This is a genomic window from Kitasatospora sp. NPDC096077 (genome assembly GCF_040303245.1).
In the GTDB taxonomy this organism is placed as follows: domain Bacteria; phylum Actinomycetota; class Actinomycetes; order Streptomycetales; family Streptomycetaceae; genus Kitasatospora.
In genome coordinates this window covers 18,803-41,022 of sequence record NZ_JBEOSV010000077.1, presented here as the reverse complement: position 1 = coordinate 41,022, position 22,220 = coordinate 18,803, and the positions used below count along the sequence as shown (strand labels likewise).

Sequence of the window (22,220 nt, the reverse complement as noted above, 5' to 3'; positions counted from 1 at the left end):
GGTGGACGGGGTCCGGACCCCGTCCACCGCACCGGCAGCCCCCTAGACCTCGCCCGGGGGCCGGGGCGGGCTGACGGTGGTGCGCGGACTCCGGCGCTGGGAGGAGGCGCGGACGATCAGCTCGGTCGGCATCAGGGTGCCCGGCGGCGGGCCGTTGCCGGCGGTGCGGTAGCGCGGCGGGAAGAGCCGGGCGATGTCCACGCCGGTGCCGGAGTCGACGCCCTCGATGGCGTCGATCAGCAGGTTGACCACGGTGGTGCCGATCCTGCGCGGCTTGAGCGAGAGCGTGGTGATCGGCGGTTCGGTGGTCGCGTAGACGTCGCTCTCGCTGCAGCAGACCAGCAGCAGGTCGTCCGGCACCCGCAGGCCGTACCGGCGGGCGGCGGCCAGCAGGTCGGTGCCGTTGGGGTCGAACAGGCCGTACACGGCGTCCGGGCGGTCCGGGCGGGCGAGCAGCCGGTCGGCGGCGACGGCCCCGGCGGCGGGGTCGTGGGCCGGGTAGGTCTCGTACACCGGCTCCTGGCCGACCTTGGCGCACCAGGCGAGGTAGGCCTCGGTGGAGAGCCGGGTGTAGGTGTCGGTGCTGGTGCCGGTGAGCAGGCCGATCCGGCGGGCGCCGGCCTCGGAGAGGTGGTCGAGGATGCCGAGCACGGCGGCCTCGTGGTCGTTGTCGACCCAGGCGGTGACCGGGCAGTTGCCGGGCTTGCCGTCGCTGACCACCGGCACGCCCGACCGGTACAGCTCGCTGACCAGCGGGTCCTGGTCCGGCGGGTCGATCACCACGGTGCCGTCCAGGGCGATGTTGCCCCAGACGTCGTGGCGGGAGGAGGCGGGCAGCACCACCAGCGCGTAGCCGCGGCCCAGGGCGGCGCTGGTGGCGGCCCGGGCCATCTCGGCGAAGTAGGCGAACTCGGTGAAGGTGAAGGGTTCTTCGCCGTAGGTCGTGACGGTCAGCCCGATCAGGCCGGACCGTCCGGTGCGCAGGGTGCGGGCTGCCGCCGAGGGGCGGTAGCCGAGGCGCTCGGCGACCTCGCGCACCCGGCTGCGGGTCTCGTCGGGCAGGCGGCCCTTGCCGTTCAGCGCGTCGGAGACGGTGGTGATCGACACTCCGGCGGCTGCTGCCACATCCCGGATGCCGGCCCGTTCCAGACGCCTTGAGGTGGTGGGACGCCGACCGCTCTGGTTGGCTGCTGCTGTCATGGCGGACCGATCGTATGGCTCCTGACAAGGGTCTGTGACCGGCGCATCGGGAGCCTTCGGAGATACGTTTCTCCACGAGTGAGCCGGGGTGCGCCCCTTCGATCCCCCTCCGAAACCAGGCCTCTTACCTCTGACATGTGCCAAAGGAACCGGGCAGAATGGCTGATCTGCGCCTGTAACCCGTCCGGGCATCTCACTCCTACGGGTGAGGGCGGTCGGTATCGTGCAAGGCACCCGACCGGGGTGGTCCGGGCGAGTCCCGCGTAATCCGGGGGCGGAGCCAGGTCCCGGGGCACGGCGGCGATCCCGACCGTGCGAGGGCGGGCGGACCGGCAGAGAACACGAAGGAGTACGACCGTGAGCAGTGGTACCTCGGCGCGTGGCCCGCGCCTGCGCCCGAGCCTGGACGGCATTCCCACCTACAAGCCCGGCAAGCCGGCCGGCGCCGACGCCTACAAGCTGTCCTCGAACGAGAACCCGAACGACCCGCTGCCCGGCGTCCTGGAGGCGGCGGTCGCGGCGGCCGGCTCGTTCAACCGCTACCCGGACATGGGCGTCAGCGAGCTGACCGCCGTCCTGGCCGAGCGCTTCGGCGTTCCCACCGAGCACATCGCCCTCGGCACCGGCTCGGTCGGCGTCGCCCAGTCGCTGGTGCTCGCCACGGCCGGCCCGGGCGAGGAAGTGATCTTCGCCTGGCGCTCCTTCGAGGCCTACCCGATCATCACCCAGATCGCCGGTGCCACGCCCGTCCCGGTCCCGCTCAAGGACAACGGCGACCACGACCTGGACGCGATGCTCGCCGCGGTCACCCCGGACACCCGGCTGATCTTCGTCTGCAACCCCAACAACCCCACCGGCAACGTGATCCACCGCGCCGAGCTGGAGCGCTTCCTGGACGCCGTCCCCGGCGATGTCCTGGTGGTCGTCGACGAGGCGTACATCGAGTTCATCCGCGACCCCGAGGTCCCCAACGGCGTCGACCTCTACCGCGACCGCCCCAACGTCTGCGTGCTGCGCACCTTCTCCAAGGCCTACGGCCTGGCCGGGCTGCGGGTCGGCTTCGCGATCGCCCACGAGCCGGTGGCGGCCGCGCTGCGCAAGACCGCCGTGCCGTTCGGCGTCAGCCAGCTCGCCCAGGACGCCGCCGTCGCCTCGCTGCGCGCCGAGGAGGCGCTGCTGGAGCGGGTCGAGGCGCTGGTCGGGGAGCGCGACCGGGTCGTCGCCGGGCTGCGCGCCCAGGGCTGGGAGGTCCCGGACTCGCAGGCCAACTTCGTCTGGCTGGGGCTCGGCGGGCGCTCGGCGGACTTTGCCGCGGCCTGCGCCGCGGCCGGGGTGATCGTCCGGCCGTTCCCGGAGGGCGTGCGGATCTCGATCGGCGAGGCCGAGGGCAACTCGATCTTCCTGGCGGTGGCGGAGGGCTTCCGCAAGGAGATCGACGGCTGAGGAGCTTGACGGCTGAGGAGCTCGACGGCTGAGGTCGGCCGGCTCCCCCTGCTCGTAGGGGCGCACTCCGTCGGGGGTGCGCCCCTACGGCGTTCCCGGCCGGTGCGCTCGATCGGGTGCTGGGGGATCGGGCGCCGTGGGATCGGGTGCTGCTCGATCGGGCGCCGTGGTTCGCTCCCGGATGGCTGGGGATCGCTGGGAGGGCGCTGGGAGTTCGCCCAACGCTCGCCCACAACCCGGCCAAGGTGCCCGCGCGAGCCGGGTGATTCGGGCGGAATGCCCGGATCCGGCCGGTCAGTCTTCTCCCAGCCGGTGCCCAGGGCAGCGCAAGAGCGCCCGGCGAAGCTGTCCGCCATGAAGGTGCTCCCACGACGGCGCGGCGCCGTCCTCGTCAACTCCGCGCTCGGCGTGGCCCTGCTGGGCGGTGCCGCCCTGGTGTACGCCACGGTCGACGGCAGCGGCGGCACGGCGGCGGCCAAGCCGGTCACCCGTACCGCGACCGTCACCAAGGGGACGGTCCTGGCCACCGTGTCCGGAACCGGCACGCTGGCCTCCCCCACCGACGCCGCCCAGGACTTCGCCACCGGCGGGCGGCTCACCGCCGTCAAGGTCGCGGTCGGGGACGCCGTCAAGAAGGGCCAGGTGCTGGCGACGGTCGACACCACGGCGGCCCAACAGCAGGTGGACGCCGCCCAGTCGGCCCTCACCACGGCGAACGCGAACCTCACCAAGGCCCAGGCCGGGGTCACCACGACGACCACCGAGCCGTTGCCCGGTGCCGCGGCGCCGCAGGCTCCTTCGCCGAACAGCGGCGGCGGAGGAGGAGGTCGCGGGGCGGGCGGGAGCAGTACGCCCGCCCCGCAGACCACCACCATCACCACCACCAAGGTCGACGACGCGGCGGTGGCCCAGGCCCAGCAGCAGGTCGCCAGCGCGCAGACCACCCTCACCAACGCCCAGGCGGCGCTGGCCGGCACCACCCTCACCGCCTCGGTGGACGGGACGGTCGCCTCGGTCTCGGCGAAGGTCGGGGACACCGTGGGGGCGAGCGCCTCCGGGGCCTCCTCCACCACCAAGTCCACGACCACGAGCGCAGGTTCGGGAAGCCCGAGCGGCTTCATCGTGCTCACCAACCCGACCGGGATGCAGGTCACCGCCAACTTCTCCGAGCTGGACTCGCTCAAGCTGAAGAAGGGCGAGGCGGCCAGCGTCACCCTGAACGCCCAGTCCGACACCAAGCTCAACGCCACCGTCCTGTCGGTCAGTTCGCTGCCGTCGGGCGGCTCCTCCGGCGGCGCGGTCGGCTCCGCCGCGGTCCAGTACGCGGCCACCCTGCAGCTCGGCGGGGACACCAGCACCCTGCGCACCGGCCTCAGCGCCACCGTCCAGGTGATCACCGGTGAGGCGGACAGCGCGCTCTCGCTGCCGACCTCGGCGCTGTCCGGCACCGGGTCCTCCCGGACCGCGACCGTGGTGCACCAGGACGGCAGCACCGCGCGGGTCGACGTCGGCGTCGGTGTCGAGGGCGACAGCACCGTGCAGGTGCTCTCCGGGCTGAACGAGGGCGACAAGGTCGAACTCCCCACCACCAGCGGCACCAACGGCTTCCCGAACGGTTCCTTCCCGGGCCTCGGCGGCGGTGGCGGCGGTGGCGGCCGGGGCGGCGGCGGTGCGGTCGGGATCCCCGGCGGCGGCGGCGCCGGCGGCGGCCGGGGCGGTAAGGGCTGAGCATGCAGCACGTCATCGACAACCGCGTCCCCGCGCACCCCGTACCGGTGATCCGGATCCGCCGGCTCACCAAGTCGTACGGGCACGGAGACGCCACCGTGCACGCCCTGCGCGGCCCGTCCCGGCCCGGGACGGACGAGCCGGCGGGCGTCGACCTGGACATCGAACAGGGCGACTACGTCGCCGTGATGGGCAGTTCGGGCTCCGGCAAGTCCACCCTGATGAACATCCTCGGCTGCCTCGACGTCCCCACCTCCGGCCGCTACCTGCTGGACGGCACCGACGTCGGCCACCTGGACGAGCAGCAGCTCGCGCTCGTCCGCAACCGCAAGATCGGCTTCGTCTTCCAGTCCTTCAACCTGGTCCCCCGCACCACCGCCCTCGCCCAGGTCGAGCTGCCGCTCGCCTACGCGGGTGTCCGGGCGGCGGAGCGCCGACGGCGGGCGATGGCCGCGCTGTCGCTGGTCGGACTGGGCGGACGGGCCGGGCACAAGCCCAACCAGCTGTCCGGCGGTCAGCAGCAACGCGTCGCGGTGGCACGGGCGTTGGTCACGGCGCCGGCCATGCTGCTGGCCGACGAGCCGACCGGCAACCTGGACAGCCGCTCGACCGAGGAGGTGCTCGGCCTGATCGACGGGCTCAACGCCACCGGCCGCACCGTCGTACTGATCACCCATGAGGACGAGGTCGCCCGGCACGCCAAGCGGGTGCTGCGGCTGGTCGACGGACAGATCGTCGACGACGTCCGGCAGGCGGCCGCGGACGGGCCGCCGCCCGCGCTGCTCGGCGACGCGACGGGGGTGCCCGCATGATCCTCTGGCAGACGCTCCGCTTCGCGGTCGGCGGCCTGGCCGCCAACAAGGTGCGCTCGGCGCTCACCATGCTGGGGGTGCTGATCGGCGTCGCCTCGGTGATCCTGCTGCTCGCGGTGGGCAACGGGTCGTCGGTGGCGGTGAAGGACTCGATCACCTCGCTCGGCACCAACTCGCTGACGATCAGCTCCGGTTCGGCCTTCGGTGGATCGCGGGCGACCTCCTCGGTGAAGAAGCTGACGGTCGCCGACGCGAAGGCGCTGGCGAGCGACGCGGACGCGTCGGGTTCCGCGGACATCAAGTCGGTGTCGCCGGTGGTGACGACGAGCACGACGGCGCTGTACGGGAACGTCTCGTACAGCCCCGGGTCGGTCGTCGGCACGTACCCCGGGTACTTCGAGACCGCCAACCAGAAGGTGGCGCACGGGGAGTACTTCACCGACGACGACGTGCTGGGCTCGCGCAAGGTCGCGGTGCTGGGTGCGACGACGGCCAAGCAGCTGTTCGACACCGAGGACCCGGTCGGGAAGCGGATCGTGCTCGGCGGGACGCCGTTCACGGTGGTGGGCGTGCTCGCGGCCAAGGGCGGCGGCGGGTTCACCGACCCGGACGACGTGGTGATCGCCCCGCTGCCGACCGTGCAGAACGCGTTCACCGGCTTCGGACCGGTCAACCAGATCCTGGTCCAGGCCGCCTCCGCCGACACCACCACGGCGGCGCAGGCGGAGATCACCCGGGTGCTGCTCGGGACCCACGCCATCGCGGACCCGACCAAGGCCGACTTCCGGATCACCGACCAGGCCTCGCTGCTGACGGCCCGGGAGAGCACGACCAAGACCTTCACCGTGCTGCTCGGCGCGGTGGCGGCGATCTCGCTGCTGGTCGGCGGGATCGGGATCACCAACATCATGCTGGTGACGGTCACCGAGCGGACCCGCGAGATCGGCATCCGCAAGGCGCTCGGCGCCCCCCGGGCGGTGATCCTCGGGCAGTTCCTCACCGAGTCCACGCTGCTGTCGGTGATCGGCGCCGGGCTGGGCGTGGCGGCCGGGATCATCGGCTCGCACTTCAGCATCGTCGGCATCAGACCGGTGGTGATCCCGGAGTCGGTGCTCGGCGCGTTCGGCATCGCCGTCGCCATCGGACTGTTCTTCGGCAGCTACCCCGCCAACCGGGCCGCCTCGCTGCGGCCGATCGACGCCCTCCGGCATGAGTAGGAGCACTTCTCCGATGGAGCACGACGAGCAGGTCGCCCTGCTGGCCACCCCGCCGGACGCGCGCGACGTGAGCGCGGAACTGGCCGCACCGCCACGGCGGAAGCTGCCCTGGCTGTCGCTGGTCCTGGCGGGCGGGGTGATCGCGACCGGGGCGTTCGCGGGCGGGGTCTGGTACCAGCAGAACGACGGGACCGCCTCCGGCGCGAAGTCCCCGGCCCGGGCGGCCGCGGCTCCGGCCGGGGGGTACGGGCAGAACGGCGGCGGCGGGCGCCGCGGCGGACAGGGTCAGGGCGGTGGGCAGGGCGCCGGGCAGGCCGGGTTCACGCGCGGGACGGTCAAGGCCGTCGACGGCAGCACCGTCTACCTGACCGACGCCAACGGCAACACCGTCAAGGTCACCACGGCGGACTCCACCAAGGTCCAGCTCAACAAGGAGGGCAAGGTCGCCGACCTCCAGCCCGGGCAGAGCGTGACCGTCGTCGGCACGCCGGACGCGAACGGCGGCTATGCCGCCAGCCAGCTCGTCGAGGGCGCGGCGGGCGGCTTCGGTGGCGGTGGCGGGGGCTTCGGCGGTGGCGGAGGCGGCGGGGGCGGGGGCGCCCCGAGGAACCCGTCCGGCGGCTGACCGGGGGTGGGTCTGGCCCCACCCCAGGTGTGGGGCCAGACCGGTGTCGACCCGACCGCCGTCTCCGTAGATTCGTTCCCACCACGACACGGAGGACGGAACAATGGCGACCACGACGACCGCGACCCTCGGCAACTCCCGTACCGACGAAGCCTTCTCCACGGCGAGGAAGTGCATCGTCCTGTTCGGCGCCATCGGCCTGATCACCCTCGCGACCGTCGCGGTCATGGCCGCCGCCGGCCACCAGACCACCCCGTTCATGTGGATCCGCGGCGTGATCTTCCCCGCCCTCGCCCCGGTGTTCCTCCGGATCGCCGCCCGCGCCGCCGGCGGCGAGTACAAGGCCCTGGACCGGATCCGGACCGTCTCCACCGTGATGCCGATCGCCGTCCTCGCCGTCGACCTGATCCCCGGCATCTGCCCGGCCTGGTACGCCGTCCTCCAGGGCCTCTCCGCCCTCGCGCTCCTCCCGGTCGCCTTCCTCACCCGCGGCAAGGCGGTGACGGCGGCCATCCCCAAGCCGTGACGCCCGGATCCCCCCCCGGCGCGGGCCCGGAGCGGGGCTGGACCCACCCCGCCGTACGGCGAGGCCGGTACCGGCCAAGTGCGCTTCCCCGTAGGGTTGTTGGCGCCAGGAGAACGACGGGGAGGAACATCATGGCCGACACCGCGACCCAGGAAGCCTTCGCCACGGTGAAGAAGTGCGTCGGGCTCTGCGGCGTGGGCAACGCCGTCGCCCTCGCGACCGTCGCCGTGCTGGCGGCGGCCGGTCACGGGACGCCCTCCTTCGTGTGGATCCGCGCCGCGATCCTGGTCGCGCTCACGCCCCTGCTCGTCCGGCTGACCACCCGCGCCGCCGACGGCGACCGGCAGGCCTTCCAGCGGGTCCGCAGGTTTGCCACCGTGATGCCGATCGCGGTCATCGGCGTCGACCTGCTGCCGGGCGAGTCCCCGGTCTGGTTCGCGGCCGTCGAGGGCCTGGCCGCACTCCCGCTGGTCGCCGTCGCGGTCCTCACCCGTCGGGCGCCGTTGGCCACGGCCTTCCCCGGGTGGGCCTGACGGGCTTCCCGCAGGCGGGGAGTTCGAGGACAGGCCCTACGGGAGGTCGAGCCCGGCGGCGCGGAGCCTCTGCTGGATCAGGGCGGACAGCCGGGTCCAGCCGGGGCGTTCGTCCTCGCCGTGGTGGGTGAGGAGTTGGTGGCGGGTGTCGCCGTCCGTGCGGGTGCGGAGGGCGTCGAGGGTGGGCAGCAGGGAGGGGTCGGCGATGAAGTGGGCGGCGACCTGCTCGGCGAGCTGCTCGATCCTGGGGTCGTCCGCGGCCCACTTCCCGGCGCTCCAGGTCAGCTTGGTCATGGCGACGTGCCCGGGGTCGGCCAGGCCGTGCTCGATCTGGCCGAGGTACTCCTCGAAGCCTTCCGGCATCAGGGCCCGGACCAGGACAAGGGCCTCGTGCGCGGTCCTGACGTCGTCGGCGTCGAAGCCGAGGCCGGGCATCCGGTCGAGCAGGGCGCAGGCCCGCGGGGGGAGCAGGACCCGGTCCCCGGTGGCGAGTCGGCGCAGGGTGTCGCGGCGGGCGACCAGGTCGTCGATCCGGTCGGTGAGGCTCTGTTCGACGTCGGCCAGGGTGGCGGTGAAGGTCTCGGGGTCGGCGTCCAGGACGGGGCCGATCTCGGCGAGCGGTACGCCCGCCGCGGCCAGGGTGCGGACCTGGACCAGCCGGAGCAGTTCGCCGCTGCCGTAGCGGCGGTAGCCGGAGCGGTCCCGCTCGGGCTCCTCGACCAGGCCGTTCTTGTGGTAGTGCCGGATGGTCTTCACCGTGATGCCGACGAAGGCCGCGGCCTGGCCGATGGTCACTCCCGCTGTCATGGCAGCAGTTGACCAGCGGTCAGCCGAGCTCGGCAACCTCCCGGACGGCGTCGGCGACGGCGCGGGCGTCCTTGCGGACGATGGTGGTGTGCTTGCTCGGGACGGTGGCGCTGACCTTGACGTTGGGGTTGCGGGCCAGCACCGGGTCGAGGGTGGCGCGCATCGCGGCGAGGCCCTCGGCGCTGCCGCCGAGGCTGGCGCCGGTGGCGACGAGGTAGCGCATCGGGAAGGTGACGAGGTCGAAGACGGGGGCGCTGTCGGCGACGATCTCGTTGAGCTCGATGTTGATCTCGGCGTGGTCGGCGGCCGACATCCGGGCGGCCAGGCCGAACGGGCGGACCAGCGGCATGATCGGGGCGAACCGCCGGAACAGCTTGCGGATCTGCTCCTTGCCGGCCTCGCGGCCGCCCTCGACGGTGGCCAGGTAGTCCCAGGGGTAGCCGCCGTCGACCATGACGGCGCCGGCCGGCCGGTCGGGGTTGCGGGTGGACCAGTGGAGGGCGAGGGCCGCGCCGTAGGACCAGCCGACGATGATCGGGCGCTGCGCGCCGGTGGCGTCGAGGACGGCGTCGATGTCGCGCAGGCAGGCCTCGAAGCTGTAGTCGGCGGACTTCGCCGACCTGCCGCGGGCCCGCTCGTCGAAGGTGATGTGCCGGTAGTCGTCGCCGAGTTCGGCGATGACGCCGCGCCAGTCCCGCTGGGTGCAGTAGGAGCCGTTGAGGTAGAGCACCGGCCGGCCGTCGCCGCCGGTGTCGGTGACCGCCAGGGCGGTGTCCTCCACCGGTAGCAGGCCGGTCCAGGCGGGGGTGGTCGGGTGCTGCCGCGCGTTCGCGTTCGTCTTCATGCCCTTCAGCGTGAGCGTTGACCTCGGGTCAAGGTCAAGGCCGGTCGCCGAGCCGGTTCGGCCGAGCCGACCCAGCTGAGCCGACGCAGCTGTTTCAGGCGGCCTGCGGGGCGGTGGCGTCGGCGAGTTCGCGGACGGTGGCCGCGACGGCCGCGTGCTCCCGGCGGAGGATCTTGGAGTGGTTGGCGGGGACCTTGGCGGCGATCCGGAGGTGCGGGTGGTGGGCGGCGAGCTCGGTGACGACGGCGCGCAGGCCCTCCATGGTCTTCTCGTCGGCGCCGAGGTTGCCGCCGGTGGCCAGTACGTAGCGGGTGGGGACGGCGATCCGGTCCAGCACGGGCAGCAGGGTGTCGGGGGCGGAGAGGTCGATCAGTTCGAGGTTGATCTCGGCGTGCTGCGGGGCGCTCATCCGGGCGGCCATGCCGAGCCGTCGGCACACCGGGAAGAGCGGGCTGAGGCGGCGGAAGAGGCCGCGGACCTTCGCCTTGGCCTCCTCGTCGAGCGGTTCGACGGGCATCGCGCCGTCCACCGGGACCACGCCGAGCACGCGCTCGGGGCGGCGGTCGGCGTAGTGCACGGCGATCATCGCGCCGTACGACCAGCCGACCAGGACCGCCCGCTGGACGCCGCGGGCGTCCAGGACGGCGTCGAGGTCGCGGACGGTGGCCTCGAAGGAGTAGTCGGAGGCGGTGGCGGACTTGCCGCGGGCGCGCTCGTCGTAGCTGATGTGGCGGTAGCCGTCGCCGAGGTCGGCGATCACCCGCCGCCAGTGCGACCGGTCGGCGTAGCTGCCGTTGAGGTAGACCACCGCGGTGCCGGTGCCGCCGGTGTCGGTGACGGCCAGGGCGGTGTCGTCGACCCGCACCATGCCGCTCCAGGCGGGGACGGCGGCGGTGCGGGCGGTGGTGGTGGCGGCGGTGGTGGCGGTGGGCTGCTGCATCGGTTCTGCTCCTTCTCCGGCGGCGGTCCGCGGTTCGGCCGCTGCTTTCTGATGAGGGAAAAGCTACGTTGCGTTCAGTGTGTTGGCAACGATGTCGTTGCGCAGAAATCGCATCAGTGCAGGTTAGGAGTGGGAATTCATTGCAACGGCCCTGAAGGGAATGCAACGACCCGGCGGTCATTCGTTGCAATGGACTGTGGGTGAACGCTATTCTGCGGGCAGCGACCACGGATCCCGAAGGAGACCGCGATGCCGGGCGGCAGACTCACCCAGCAGGAACGCCAGCAGATCGCGCTGGGACTGGCCGACGACCTCGCCTACGCGGAGATCGCCCGGCGCCTGGACCGGCCGACCTCGACCGTGACGCGCGAGGTGATGCGCAACGGCGGCCCCACCGCCTACCGGGCCGACCTCGCCCACCGCGCCACCGGCCGACGGGCCCAGCGCCGCGGCCAGCCCGCGGCCGGGGCGGCGAACGCCGTCCCGCAGCCGCACGGCCGCGACGCCGAGACAGTGGGCGCGTACGAGGAGGTGTTCACCATCGCCCTGATGCAGTCCGGCATGGGCCGGATGGCGTCCCGGGTGCTGGCCTGCCTCTACCTCACCGACGAGGGCAGCCTCACCGCCGCCGAACTCGTCGCGCGCCTCCAGGTCAGCCCGGCCACCGTCTCCAAGGCGATCTCCTTCCTGGAGAGCCAGGGCATGGTGACCCGGGAGCGGGACGAACGCCGTCGCGAGCGCTACTTCGTGGACGACGACATCTGGTACCGCTCGATGGTGGTCAGCGCCCAGGCCACCGCCCGGCTGGTGGACACCACCCGCCAGGGCGTCGGCGTCCTCGGTGCCGACACCCCGGCCGGCAACCGGCTGGAGAACATCGCGCGCTTCCTCGACTTCATCTCCGAGGCGATCGCCCGGGCCGCCGAGCACGGGCGCGAGGTCCTGCACGCCAAGCCGCTCGGCGGCGACCCCGAGAAGACGGAGAAGACAGCGGAGACGGACGACGCGGCGGGGTGATCCGGGCCACATCGGCGCCCGGATGTCACAACCCGCCCGGCTGTCCGGTCTCAAGGGGCAGCAGCGCACAACCGATCCGAGGAGCATCCGATGGAAGCCCGACTGAACGCTTTCGCCAGCCCGGTCCTGGGCAAGATCTACCAGCACCTGATCGCCGCCCACCAGCCGATCGCGGACTCGACCCTGCCGTATGCGACCCAGGAGTTGGTCCAACTGCGGGCCAGCCAGATCAACGGCTGCGGGTTCTGCGTCGACATGCACTTCAAGGACGCCGTGCACGCGGGGGAGGAGGCGACCCGGCTGAACCTGGTCGCGGCCTGGCGCGAGGCCACCGTCTTCACCGACGCCGAGCGGGCCGCCCTGGAGCTCGCGGAGCAGGGCAGTCGGCCGGCCGACGGCGGCGGGGTGACGGACGAGGCGTGGGCGGAGGCGGCGAAGCACTACGACGAGGAGCAACTGGCGGCGCTGGTCGGCACCATCGCGCTGATCAACGCGTTCAACCGGGCCAACGTCATGATCCGCCAGCCCGCCGGCTCCTACCGGCCGGGCCAGTTCGCCCGGCACTGACCGCGGATCCGCCCGGCGCGGACCGGGAGGAACCGCCGCGGAGGGCCGGGTGGATCCCGCCGCCCGGCCGGCCGCGGTCGTCACCGTCGGACGTCCCGTACGCACACCACCGAGCCTCACCCCCAAGGGTTTGTGGCGCAAAAACCGACCGTTAAGGTGTTAATCCAACATTCATCGATGCCGCGTAGCCTCCGGGGGCTAGCCTCATGCTGAACGTCAACGTCCGACCGGGAGGCGAAACCCCCGTGCAAGGCACTGTCACCACACCGGGCGGCCCCACTGTGACCGGAGGCCAGGGCGAGGCGTTCCTCCTCGTCGTGGACGACGAGCCGAACATCCGCGAACTGCTCGCCGCCTCGCTGCGGTTCTCCGGCTTCCGGGTCGCCTCCGCCGCGAGCGGGACGGAGGCGCTGGAGCTGATCGCCGCCGAGCGGCCGGACCTGGTGGTCCTCGACGTGATGCTGCCCGACCTCGACGGCTTCACCGTCGTCGAGAAGCTGCGCGAGCGCACCAGCCGGGGCCAGATCGCCGGGCCCGCGCACGGGCACCCGGGCGACCACCTGCCGGTGCTGTTCCTCACCGCCAAGGACGGCGTCGGCGACAAGGTGCAGGGCCTGGCCGCGGGCGCGGACGACTACGTCACCAAGCCGTTCAGCCTGGAGGAGCTGATCGCCCGGATCCGGGCGATCCTGCGCCGGGCCGGCGGCCCCGCCGAGGACGGCCGGCTGGTCGTGGCCGACCTCACCCTCGACCCGGTCGCCCACGAGGTGACCCGGGCCGGCACCCCGGTCGCGCTCTCCCCGACCGAGTTCAAGCTGCTGCACTACCTGCTGGCCAACGTCGGCCGGGTGGTGTCCAAGGCGCAGATCCTGGACCACGTCTGGGCCTACGACTTCGGCGGCGACCTCTCCATCGTCGAGTCCTACATCTCCTACCTGCGCCGCAAGCTGGACTCCGGCCCGGCGCACGGCCCCAAGCTGATCCACACCGTGCGCGGCATCGGCTACGCGCTGCGCCGCCCGCCGCAGGGCTGACCGGTCCGGCCCGTGTTCACCCGCTTCACCTCCCAACTGTCGCTGCGCGCCCGGCTGCTGATCCTCGCGCTGGTCCTGGTGACCACCGGGTTGGTGGTCAGCGACACCTTCGTGCTGGGAGCGGTCCGGACCCAGCTGGTGGACCAGCTGGACGAGCAACTCCAGCGCTACGGCGTGCCGTTGTCGCGCAAGGCGCCGACCCAGCTGTCCGTGCCGGGGAGCGGGAAGCCGGTCCTCTCCGGACGCCGGATCAGCCTGCCCAGCCAGTACCTGGTGCAGTGGCTGTCCTCGGACGGCAAGGTCCAGGGGTCCCTGCGCCAGCCCGTCTCGGACAGCGACCCGGCGCCCCAACTGGCCGGGCTGGACCCGACCCAGACCGCCCCCGACACCCCCTTCGACCTGCCCGACCAGCGCGGCCACCACAGCTGGCGGGTGCTGGTGCTGCCGATCCAGGCGCCCCGCACGGCGACCCCCGGCACCACCGCGTACGCCGCACCCGCCACCACCCCGACCTATGTGATGGTGGCCGTCTCCCGTGAGGACATCGACGCCACCACCCGCCGGCTGAGCAACTCCTTCCTGGCGATCGGCGGCGGCGTGCTGCTGCTGATCACCGCGCTCGGCTTCTTCGCCGTCCGGGCCGGACTGCGGCCGCTGCGGCGGATCGAGGCCGGCGCCGCCCGGATCGCGGCCGGCGAACTGTCGCACCGGATGCCGGAACTCTCCCCGGGCACCGAGGTCGGCCGGCTGTCCATCGCGCTCAACGGCATGCTCACCCAGATCGAGGCCGCCTTCGCCGCCCGTGCCGAGTCCGAGGCCCGGATGCGTCGCTTCGTCGCGGACGCCTCGCACGAGCTGCGCACCCCGCTGGCCGGCATCCGCGGCTTCGCCGAGCTGTACCGGATGGGCGCGCTGCCCACCGAGTCGGACGTCACCCGGACCATGGCCCGGATCGAGAGCGAGGCGGTCCGGATGGGCGCGCTGGTCGAGGACCTGCTGGTGCTCGCCCGGCTGGACGAGGAACGCCCGCTCGACCTCGCCCCGATGGACCTGCGCACCCTCGCCGCGGACGCCCTGCACGACCTCACCGCCCTGGACCCGAGCCGCCCGGTCGCCCTCACCGGCCCGGCCGGAACCGGCGCGCCCGGTGCGGCGCCGGTCCTCGGCGACGAGGCCCGGCTGCGGCAGGTGGTCACCAACCTGGTCGGCAACGCCGTCAAGCACACCCCGGCCGGCACCCCGGTGCGGATCGGGGTCGGCGCCGGGTCCGACGGGGTCTGCCTGCTGGAGGTCGCCGACACCGGGCCGGGCCTCACCGAGGAGCAGGCCCAGCGGGTCTTCGACCGCTTCTACCGGGTCGACGCCTCCCGCAGCCGCGACAACGGCGGCGGGGGCGGCCTCGGCCTCGCCATCGCCACCGCCCTCACCCGCGCCCACGGCGGCACCCTCACCCTGGACACCGCCCCCGGCGTCGGCGCCACCTTCCGGGTCGAACTCCCGCGCCAGCGCTGACCTTCTCCCGTCTGAAACACCTCGATCGGGTGAACCGGACGTTGTTCACCCGATCGGCCCTCCGGTCGTGTGCGACCGTGCAGCCGTTGCTTGTGCGACCTCGCACGGGCTGATCACACTGGACGGGAAAGAGGTGTCTCGTGAGCGTGCTCGTCGTCGAGGAGACCGTCGTGAACCTGGACCAGCAACTGTGGCAGGCATGGAAGTCCATGGATGTGCCCGAGGGCTTCCGTGCGGAGATCATCGAGGGGCCGATCACGTTGTCACCCACCGGAAACATCCGCCATGCCCGCATCAATAGGCGGTTGCTCGTGGCCCTGGTCGGCCACCTGGAAGGTTCCGGGTGGGCGCCGGGAGCCGATTGCAATGTCATCGACGGGCTCAAGGTGTTCATCCCGGACGTGTATGTGACACCCGAGGACGACGAGGAGATCGAGCACCCTGACGGTTTGGGCCTGCTCGCCTCCGGAATCCCCCTGGTCGTCGAGACCGTCTCGCCCGGTGCCGAAGCCCGTGAGCGCGACCATGTCCGCAAGCACCGCGCCTACGCCGCCGCCGGTATCCCGGTGTACGTGATCATCGACGACTACGACGACGGCGGCGCCGTCACGGTCCTCACCGGCCCGGACCGGGCACGCGGCGCCTACGCCTCCTCGACCCGGACCCCGTACGGCAAGGAGGCCGTGATCCCGGAGGGCCCGGCCAAGGGTTTCGTGATCGGCCCCGACATCACCGGGGAGCCCCGCGGCTGACCGCCGTCCCGCACGCCCGCCGGTCGGGCCGTCTAGCACGCCCCGCTCGCCGTCGCGAGCGGGGCGCGGTGCTGTCAAGCGCCGGTTCGGCCAGGATCCGGGGCCCGCCCGCCCCGGTCCGATCGTTGTCGGCCGCGGGCGTGGCCCGCAGACTGTGCGCACCGTCACGCCCCGCCACGCCGCGTCAACCCCACCCCACCTGCGGTTCCCCCGTAAGGATGGTGGATACTGTGCTTGTGAACGTGTTCACGTTCACAAGCGGACAAGCTTGCGCGGTTGTGCAACGGTCTACGGCTATAGATGAAGTTTGTCCCGAAAACGCCCTGAGGAAGGGCTGGTTGGAGAGAGGGCGACGTGGAACTGGCAATCGCTCACGAGACCATCGCGCGATGGCAATTCGGAGTCACCACCGTCTACCACTTCCTCTTCGTACCGCTCACCATCAGCCTGGCCGCGATCGTGGCCGGGCTGGAGACCGCCTGGGTGCGTACGAACAAGGAGAAGTACTTCCACGCGACCAAGTTCTGGGGAAAGCTCTTCCTCATCAACATCGCGATGGGCGTCGTCACCGGCATCGTGCAGGAGTTCCAGTTCGGCATGAACTGGTCCGACTACTCCCGCTTCGTCGGCGACGTGTTCGGCGCCCCGCTCGCGATGGAGGCGCTGATCGCCTTCTTCTTCGAGTCCACCTTCATCGGCCTGTGGATCTTCGGCTGGGACAAGCTGCCGAAGAAGATCCACTGCGCCTGCATGTGGATGGTCTCGTTGGGCACCGTGCTCTCCGCCTACTTCATCCTGGCCGCCAACTCCTGGATGCAGCATCCGGTCGGCTACGCGATCGACCCCGCCACCGGCAAGGCGCAGCTCACCGACATCACCAAGGTGCTGTTCCAGAACACCACCCTCACCGTCGTCTTCCACACCCTGACCGCCGCCTTCCTCACCGGCGCCGCCTTCATGGTCGGCATCGCCTCCTTCCACCTCTGGAAGGCCAAGCGCAAGCCCGAGACCGCCGACCCCAAGAAGACCGCCGTGATGCGCACCTCGCTGCGCCTCGGCCTGGTGCTCGCCGTGGTCTTCGGCGCCGGCACCGCGCTCAGCGGCGACACCCTCGGCAAGGTCATGTTCGAGCAGCAGCCGATGAAGATGGCCGCCGCCGAAGCGCTGTGGGACACCCAGTCGCCCGCACCGTTCTCGATCTTCGCGGTCGGCGACGTCAGCAAGGGCCACAACTCGGTCGAGTTGGAGATCCCCGGGATACTCTCCTTCCTCGCGCACAGCGACTTCAGCTCCTCCGTCCCCGGCATCAACGACACCGCGGCCGCCGAGGCCGCCGCGCACGGCGGCGACCCCAAGGACTACATCCCGAGCGTCTTCGTGACCTACTGGGGCTTCCGCTTCATGATCGGCTTCGGGATGACCTCCTTCGTCGCCGCCCTGATCGGCCTCTGGACCACCCGCCGGAAGTTCCTGCTGCACCCGGACTTCCGCACCGGCGAGACCGAGGTGCCCCGGCTGATGCTCACCCCGAAGCGGGAGATGGGGCCGCTGCTCACCAAGTGGAGCTGGCGGATCGGCATCCTGACCATGGGCTTCCCGCTGATCGCCAACAGCTTCGGCTGGATCTTCACCGAGATGGGCCGTCAACCCTGGGCCGTCTTCGGCCTGATGACCACCGCCAGCGCCGTCTCCCCGAACGTCGGAATCGGCACCCAGATCGGCGCCCTGGCCACCTTCACCACGCTGTACGCGATCCTCGCCGTGGTCGAGGTGCGACTGCTGGTCAAGTACGCCAAGGCCGGCCCGGTGGTGACCGAGCAACCCCCGGCCAAGGACCCGACGCTGCGCGGCCCGTCCTCGGACGAGGACGCCGACAAGCCGCTCGCCTTCGCGTACTGACGTACCGACCCACGGAAAGGAGACCAAGGGTCATGCAACTCCACGACGTCTGGTTCGTACTGATCGCGGTCCTGTGGATCGGCTACTTCTTCCTGGAGGGCTTCGACTTCGGGATCGGCATCCTCACCAAGCCGCTCGCCCGCAACACCGCCGAACGCCGGGTGCTGATCAACACCATCGGCCCGGTCTGGGACGGCAACGAGGTCTGGCTGCTCACCGCCGGCGGCGCCACCTTCGCGGCCTTCCCGGACTGGTACGCGACCCTGTTCAGCGGCTTCTACATCCCGCTGCTGGTCATCCTGGTCTGCCTGATCGTCCGCGGCGTGGCCTTCGAGTACCGGGCCAAGCGCGACGGCGCCCGTTGGCAGCGGAACTGGGAGGAGGCCATCTTCTGGACCTCCCTGCTCCCGGCCTTCCTGTGGGGCGTGGCCTTCGCCAACATCGTCCGCGGCGTGGACATCGACGCGCAGAAGAACTACGTCGGCGGCCTCGCCGACCTGCTCAACCCGTACGCGCTGCTCGGCGGCCTGGTGACGCTCGCCCTGTTCACCTTCCACGGCGCGGTGTTCGCGGCGCTCAAGACGGTCGGCGAGATCCGCGAACGGGCCCGCCGGGCCGCCCTGCTGGCCGGCCTGGCCACCGCGGTGCTCGCCCTGGCCTTCCTGATCTGGACCCAGGCCGACAGCGGCAACGGCCGCAGCCTGGTCGCCATGGTGATCGCCGTACTGGCCCTGCTCGGGGCCCTGGCGGCGAACCAACTGGGCCGCGAGGGCTGGGCGTTCGTGCTCTCCGGGGCGACCATCGTGGCCGCGGTCGCGATGCTCTTCCTGGCGCTCTTCCCGAACGTCATGCCCTCCACGCTCAACCCGGACTGGAGCCTGACCGTCGGCAACGCGGCCTCCTCGCCGTACACCCTCAAGCTGATGACCATCGTGGCCGCCGTGTTCACCCCGCTGGTGCTGCTCTACCAGGGCTGGACCTACTGGGTGTTCCGCAAGCGGATCGGGGTGCAGCACATCCCGGGCGCCCACCAGCCGCCCGCCCCCACCGCCCCGTCCGCCCCGTCCGAGCAGGCCTGACGACGTGAAGCCGGTCGACCCCCGACTCCTCGGGTACGCCCGAACCACCCGTGCCTTCCTCGCCGGATCCGTGCTCCTCGGCGGGGCGGGCGCGGCCCTGGTGGTCGCCCAGGCGAGCCTGCTCGCCGAGATCGTGGTCCGCGCCTTCCAGCGCGGGGCCGGCCTCGGCGAACTCACCACCCCGCTGGTGCTGCTCGCCCTGACCGCGGTCGGCCGCGGGCTGGTCGGCTGGCTCACCGAACTCACCGCGCACCGGTCCGTCGCCCGGGTGAAGTCCACCCTGCGGCGCCGGCTGCTCGACCACGCCACCGCGCTCGGCCCGTCCTACCTGGCGGGCCGGCGCACCGGCGAGCTGACCACCCTCGCCACCCGGGGCGTCGACGCCCTCGACGACTACTTCGCCCGCTACCTGCCCCAGTTGGCGCTCGCCGTGGTCGTCCCGGTGATCGTGCTGCTGCGGATCGTCGGCGCCGACTTCACCTCCGCCGCGATCATCGCCGGGACGCTGCCGCTGATCCCGCTGTTCATGGCGCTGATCGGGATGGCCACCCAGTCCCGGATGGACCGTCAGTGGAGCACCCTGGCCCGGCTCTCCCACCACTTCCTCGACGTGGTCGCCGGCCTGCCCACCCTCAAGGTGTTCAACCGGGCCCGCGCCCAGGCCGCCACCATCGCCCGGATCACCGCCGACTACCGCCGGGCCACCCTGCGCACCCTGCGGATCGCCTTCATCTCCTCCTTCGCGCTGGAACTGCTCTCCACCCTCTCCGTGGCCCTGGTCGCGGTCACCATCGGCTTCCGGCTGGTGGACGGCAGCCTCGACCTGGAGACGGGGCTGCTGATCCTGATCCTCGCCCCCGAGGTGTACTTCCCGATCCGCCAGGTCGGCGCGCTCTACCACTCCAGCGTCGAGGGCCTCACCGCCGCCGACGAGATCTTCCAGGTGCTGGAGACCCCGCTGCCCGCCGCCGGCACCGTGCCCGCGCCGGCGCTCGCCGGGGCCGTGATCACCGCCGAGGCGCTGACCGTACGGCACCCCGGGCGCGCCCTGCCCGCCCTGGACGGCGCCGCACTGACCCTGCCGCCCGGCTCCAGCACCGCCCTCACCGGCCCGAGCGGAGCCGGCAAGTCCACCCTGCTGGCCGTCCTGCTCGGCCTCACCGCCCCCGCGGCCGGCACCGTCCGGATCACCGCCGCCGACGGCCGCGGGTACGACCTCGCCGACCTGGAGCCCGGGAGCTGGCGCCGGCAGATCGCCTGGGTGCCCCAGCACCCGCACCTGTTCGCCGGGACGGTCGCCGACAACCTGCGGCTCTACCGGCCGGAGGCCTCCGAGCAACAGCTCTGGACGGCGCTGCGGTCCGCCCACGCGCTCGACTTCGTCACCGACCTGGACGCCCCGCTCGGCGAGGACGGCGCCGGGCTCTCGGCCGGGCAGCGCCAGCGCCTCGCGCTCGCCCGGGTGCTGCTCGCCGACGACCGGCCCCTGGTGCTGCTGGACGAACCCACCGCCAACCTGGACGGCGCCTCCGAGGCGGCCGTCGTGGACGCCGTCCGCACCCTCGCCGAGGACCCGGCGCGCACCGTGCTGGTGGTCGCCCACCGGCCCGCCCTGCTCGCGGTCGCCGAGCAGCGGATCCGGCTGGCGGGGCCCGCCGCCGTCGACGCCCCGGAGACGGTCGCCCCGCTCGCCCACAGCGGGCAGCCGACACCGGAGCCGTCGGCGGGGCCGGGCTCGGGTTCGGACTTGGCGTCGGGGGCGGGGGAGCCGGAGGAGCCCGGGAGCGAGCCCGTCGCGCCGCGGCTGGCGCTGTCCGTCCTGCTCGGGGCGCTCGCCCTCGGCAGCGCCGTCGCCCTGATGGCCACCTCCGGGTACCTGATCTCCCGGGCCTCCCAGATGCCCCCGGTGCTCTACCTGATGATGGCCGTCACCGCCGTCCGGGCCTTCGGCATCGGCCGCAGCGTGTTCCGCTACGCCGAACGGCTGGTCTCCCACGACGCGGTGCTGCGCACCCTCGGCACCCTGCGGGCCGCCGTGTACCGCCGGCTGACCGCGCTCGCCCCGGCCGGACTGCCCGCCTTCCGGCGCGGCGACCTGCTCTCCCGGTTGGTCGCCGACGTCGACGCGATCCAGGACCACTACCTGCGCTGGCGGCTGCCTGCCGCCGTCGCGGCCGTGGTCGGGCTGGCCTCGACCGTCGCGATGGGCGCCTTCCTGCCCTCCGCCGGGCTGGTGCTCGGCCTCGGACTGCTGCTCGCCGGGGTGTTGGTGCCCGCGCTCACCGCCCGCTGGTCGGCCGGCGCCGAGCGGCGCCAGGCCCCCGCCCGCGGGCGGCTGGCCACCACCGTGGTGGACGCCTTCACCGGCACCGCCGAGCTCACCGTGGCCGGCGCGCTGCCCGGCCGACTGGCCGCCGTCCGGCGCGCCGACGCCGCGCTGACCGGGCTCGCCGCCCGTTCCGCCACCACCACCGCGCTCGGCACCGGGCTGATCACGCTGCTCACCGGGCTGACGGTGGTCGGCGCGGCCGCCGTCGGCGTCCAGGGGGTGCGCGGCGGCGCGCTCGCGCCGGTCTGCCTGGCCGTCGTGGTGCTGACCCCGCTGGCCGCCTTCGAGGCCGTCACCGGGCTGCCGCTCGCCGTCCAGGCCCGCCAGCGCAGCCGCGCCGCCCGGGCCCGGCTGGACGAGGTGCTGACCGCGCCGGTGCCCGTCGAGGAGCCTGCGCAGCCGGTCGCGCTGCCCGAGCGGCCGCTGCCGGTCGCGGTGCGCGGGCTGACCGTCCGGCACCCCGGGCAGGCCGTGGACGCGCTGGTCGGGGTCGACCTGGACCTCGTCCCCGGCCGCCGGATCGCCGTGGTCGGCCCCTCCGGCTCCGGCAAGACCACCCTCGCCCAGGCGCTGCTGCGCTTCCTGGAGCCCGACGCCGGCTCCGTCACCCTGGCCGCCGGAAGCCCCGAGGCGGTGGACAGCCGGGCGCTCGCGGGCGAGTCGGTCCGCCGGGTGATCGGCCTCTGCGCCCAGGACGCCCACGTCTTCGACAGCTCGCTGCGGGAGAACCTGCGGCTGGCCCGGCCGGGCGCCGACGAGGAGGAGCTGCGCGCCGCGCTCGCCGCCGCCCGCCTGCTGGACTGGACGGACACCCTGCCCGAGGGCCTGGACACCATGGTCGGCGAGCACGGCGCCCGGCTCTCCGGCGGCCAGCGCCAGCGCCTCGCGCTCGCCCGGGCGCTGCTCGCCGACTTCCCGGTGCTGGTCCTGGACGAGCCCGCGGAGCACCTCGACCTGCCCACCGCCGACGCGCTCACCGCCGACCTGCTGGCCGCCACCGCGGGCCGCAGCACGGTGCTGATCACCCACCGGCTGGCCGGGCTGGACGACGACACGGTGGACGAGGTGCTGGTGCTGGAGGGCGGCCGGGTGGTCGAGCGCGGCCGCTGGTCCGCGCTGCTGGCCGATCCGGACGGGCGGCTGGCCACGATGTGGCGGCGGGAGCGGGAGGCGGACGGGCTGGCGGACGGGCTGCTGGAGGCGGAGGCGCGCTGACCGCGGCTGGCTGCCTCGGCCGGCTGCCGGCTGCCGCCTGCCGCCTGCCGCCTGCCGCGTCCGGTTGCTGGAGCCGGTCGCCGCGGCCGACTGCCGGAGCCGCTCCGACGGCGGCGTCTTTCCGTCGGCTGAAAACCGTAC

Annotated in this window: 19 protein-coding genes; 15 read left to right on the top strand and 4 right to left on the bottom strand. The window is 72.8% G+C overall.

Annotated features, from left to right (window positions below; all coding sequences use genetic code 11):
* Window positions 1–42 precede the first annotated feature (42 nt).
* Window positions 43–1,200, bottom strand: a complete 1,158-nt coding sequence (locus ABTZ03_RS38025) for a LacI family DNA-binding transcriptional regulator (RefSeq protein WP_350517775.1) — start codon at window positions 1,198–1,200, stop codon at window positions 43–45.
* A 357-nt stretch (window positions 1,201–1,557) separates the two neighbouring features.
* On the opposite strand from ABTZ03_RS38025, the gene hisC reads away from it, so the two are divergent.
* The 7 genes from hisC (at window position 1,558) to ABTZ03_RS37990 (ending at window position 8,084) form a co-directional block, all read left to right on the top strand.
* Window positions 1,558–2,643, top strand: a complete 1,086-nt coding sequence (gene hisC / locus ABTZ03_RS38020) for a histidinol-phosphate transaminase (RefSeq protein WP_350517774.1) — start codon at window positions 1,558–1,560, stop codon at window positions 2,641–2,643.
* A 354-nt stretch (window positions 2,644–2,997) separates the two neighbouring features.
* Window positions 2,998–4,371, top strand: a complete 1,374-nt coding sequence (locus ABTZ03_RS38015) for an efflux RND transporter periplasmic adaptor subunit (protein WP_350517773.1) — start codon at window positions 2,998–3,000, stop codon at window positions 4,369–4,371.
* Between the two features lie 2 nt (window positions 4,372–4,373).
* Entirely contained in the window at window positions 4,374–5,183 is an 810-nt protein-coding gene (locus tag ABTZ03_RS38010) for an ABC transporter ATP-binding protein (protein WP_350517772.1), read from the top strand.
* Window positions 5,180–6,400 carry an ABC transporter permease gene (locus ABTZ03_RS38005; protein WP_350517771.1) on the top strand — a complete coding sequence of 407 codons (1,221 nt, stop codon included), beginning with the start codon at window positions 5,180–5,182 and terminating at the stop codon, window positions 6,398–6,400. The genes ABTZ03_RS38010 and ABTZ03_RS38005 overlap by 4 nt, the downstream gene beginning before the upstream one ends.
* A 13-nt stretch (window positions 6,401–6,413) precedes the next feature.
* A complete protein-coding gene (locus ABTZ03_RS38000; RefSeq protein ID WP_350517770.1) occupies window positions 6,414–7,025 on the top strand; it encodes a DUF5666 domain-containing protein in 612 nt (203 codons plus the stop codon).
* Between the two features lie 103 nt (window positions 7,026–7,128).
* Complete coding sequence (locus ABTZ03_RS37995) at window positions 7,129–7,551, top strand: hypothetical protein (RefSeq protein WP_350517769.1); 423 nt, start codon at window positions 7,129–7,131, stop codon at window positions 7,549–7,551.
* A gap of 131 nt (window positions 7,552–7,682) precedes the next feature.
* Window positions 7,683–8,084, top strand: a complete 402-nt coding sequence (locus ABTZ03_RS37990; RefSeq protein ID WP_350517768.1) for a hypothetical protein — start codon at window positions 7,683–7,685, stop codon at window positions 8,082–8,084.
* Window positions 8,085–8,120: 36 nt separating this feature from the next.
* Here the strand turns inward: ABTZ03_RS37990 and ABTZ03_RS37985 are convergent, their stop codons facing one another.
* The 3 genes from ABTZ03_RS37985 to ABTZ03_RS37975 form a co-directional block, all read right to left on the bottom strand.
* A complete protein-coding gene (locus tag ABTZ03_RS37985) occupies window positions 8,121–8,891 on the bottom strand; it encodes a MerR family transcriptional regulator (protein WP_350517767.1) in 771 nt (256 codons plus the stop codon).
* 19 nt (window positions 8,892–8,910) lie between these two features.
* Window positions 8,911–9,735: an alpha/beta fold hydrolase gene (locus ABTZ03_RS37980; RefSeq protein ID WP_350517766.1), complete on the bottom strand. Its 825-nt coding sequence runs from the start codon at window positions 9,733–9,735 to the stop codon at window positions 8,911–8,913.
* A 94-nt stretch (window positions 9,736–9,829) separates the two neighbouring features.
* Window positions 9,830–10,675, bottom strand: a complete 846-nt coding sequence (locus tag ABTZ03_RS37975) for an alpha/beta fold hydrolase (RefSeq protein ID WP_350517765.1) — start codon at window positions 10,673–10,675, stop codon at window positions 9,830–9,832.
* Window positions 10,676–10,924: 249 nt separating this feature from the next.
* Between ABTZ03_RS37975 and ABTZ03_RS37970 the strand changes: the two genes are divergently transcribed.
* From ABTZ03_RS37970 to cydD, 8 genes are all read left to right on the top strand, one after another.
* On the top strand, window positions 10,925–11,692 hold the full coding sequence (locus ABTZ03_RS37970; RefSeq protein ID WP_350517764.1) for a GbsR/MarR family transcriptional regulator: 768 nt from the start codon (window positions 10,925–10,927) through the stop codon (window positions 11,690–11,692).
* 90 nt (window positions 11,693–11,782) lie between these two features.
* The gene (locus tag ABTZ03_RS37965; RefSeq protein WP_350517763.1) at window positions 11,783–12,259 is read left to right on the top strand and encodes a carboxymuconolactone decarboxylase family protein; all 477 of its coding nucleotides are present in this window, start codon (window positions 11,783–11,785) and stop codon (window positions 12,257–12,259) included.
* A gap of 281 nt (window positions 12,260–12,540) precedes the next feature.
* Window positions 12,541–13,293, top strand: a complete 753-nt coding sequence (locus tag ABTZ03_RS37960; protein WP_350517762.1) for a response regulator transcription factor — start codon at window positions 12,541–12,543, stop codon at window positions 13,291–13,293.
* Window positions 13,294–13,305: 12 nt separating this feature from the next.
* Complete coding sequence (locus ABTZ03_RS37955) at window positions 13,306–14,805, top strand: sensor histidine kinase (RefSeq protein ID WP_350517761.1); 1,500 nt, start codon at window positions 13,306–13,308, stop codon at window positions 14,803–14,805.
* A 140-nt stretch (window positions 14,806–14,945) separates the two neighbouring features.
* The gene (locus ABTZ03_RS37950; protein WP_350517760.1) at window positions 14,946–15,557 is read left to right on the top strand and encodes a Uma2 family endonuclease; all 612 of its coding nucleotides are present in this window, start codon (window positions 14,946–14,948) and stop codon (window positions 15,555–15,557) included.
* Between the two features lie 354 nt (window positions 15,558–15,911).
* Complete coding sequence (locus tag ABTZ03_RS37945) at window positions 15,912–17,456, top strand: cytochrome ubiquinol oxidase subunit I (RefSeq protein ID WP_350517759.1); 1,545 nt, start codon at window positions 15,912–15,914, stop codon at window positions 17,454–17,456.
* Window positions 17,457–17,488: 32 nt separating this feature from the next.
* Entirely contained in the window at window positions 17,489–18,535 is a 1,047-nt protein-coding gene (gene cydB / locus ABTZ03_RS37940; RefSeq protein WP_350517758.1) for a cytochrome d ubiquinol oxidase subunit II, read from the top strand.
* A 4-nt stretch (window positions 18,536–18,539) separates the two neighbouring features.
* Window positions 18,540–22,079, top strand: coding sequence for a thiol reductant ABC exporter subunit CydD (cydD, locus tag ABTZ03_RS37935; RefSeq protein ID WP_350517757.1), 3,540 nt, complete (start codon window positions 18,540–18,542; stop codon window positions 22,077–22,079).
* The last annotated feature ends 141 nt before the right edge of the window (window positions 22,080–22,220 follow it).

Coding starts and splice junctions, on each gene's coding strand:
- ABTZ03_RS37980 (WP_350517766.1), bottom strand. CDS start 9,735: ATGAAGACGAACGCGAACGCGCGGCAGCACCCGACCACCCCCGCCTGG.
- ABTZ03_RS38005 (WP_350517771.1), top strand. CDS start 5,180: ATGATCCTCTGGCAGACGCTCCGCTTCGCGGTCGGCGGCCTGGCCGCC.
- ABTZ03_RS38010 (WP_350517772.1), top strand. CDS start 4,374: ATGCAGCACGTCATCGACAACCGCGTCCCCGCGCACCCCGTACCGGTG.
- ABTZ03_RS38025 (WP_350517775.1), bottom strand. CDS start 1,200: ATGACAGCAGCAGCCAACCAGAGCGGTCGGCGTCCCACCACCTCAAGG.
- ABTZ03_RS38000 (WP_350517770.1), top strand. CDS start 6,414: ATGGAGCACGACGAGCAGGTCGCCCTGCTGGCCACCCCGCCGGACGCG.
- ABTZ03_RS37990 (WP_350517768.1), top strand. CDS start 7,683: ATGGCCGACACCGCGACCCAGGAAGCCTTCGCCACGGTGAAGAAGTGC.
- cydB (WP_350517758.1), top strand. CDS start 17,489: ATGCAACTCCACGACGTCTGGTTCGTACTGATCGCGGTCCTGTGGATC.
- ABTZ03_RS37985 (WP_350517767.1), bottom strand. CDS start 8,891: ATGACAGCGGGAGTGACCATCGGCCAGGCCGCGGCCTTCGTCGGCATC.
- ABTZ03_RS37965 (WP_350517763.1), top strand. CDS start 11,783: ATGGAAGCCCGACTGAACGCTTTCGCCAGCCCGGTCCTGGGCAAGATC.
- ABTZ03_RS38015 (WP_350517773.1), top strand. CDS start 2,998: ATGAAGGTGCTCCCACGACGGCGCGGCGCCGTCCTCGTCAACTCCGCG.
- ABTZ03_RS37975 (WP_350517765.1), bottom strand. CDS start 10,675: ATGCAGCAGCCCACCGCCACCACCGCCGCCACCACCACCGCCCGCACC.
- ABTZ03_RS37970 (WP_350517764.1), top strand. CDS start 10,925: ATGCCGGGCGGCAGACTCACCCAGCAGGAACGCCAGCAGATCGCGCTG.
- ABTZ03_RS37995 (WP_350517769.1), top strand. CDS start 7,129: ATGGCGACCACGACGACCGCGACCCTCGGCAACTCCCGTACCGACGAA.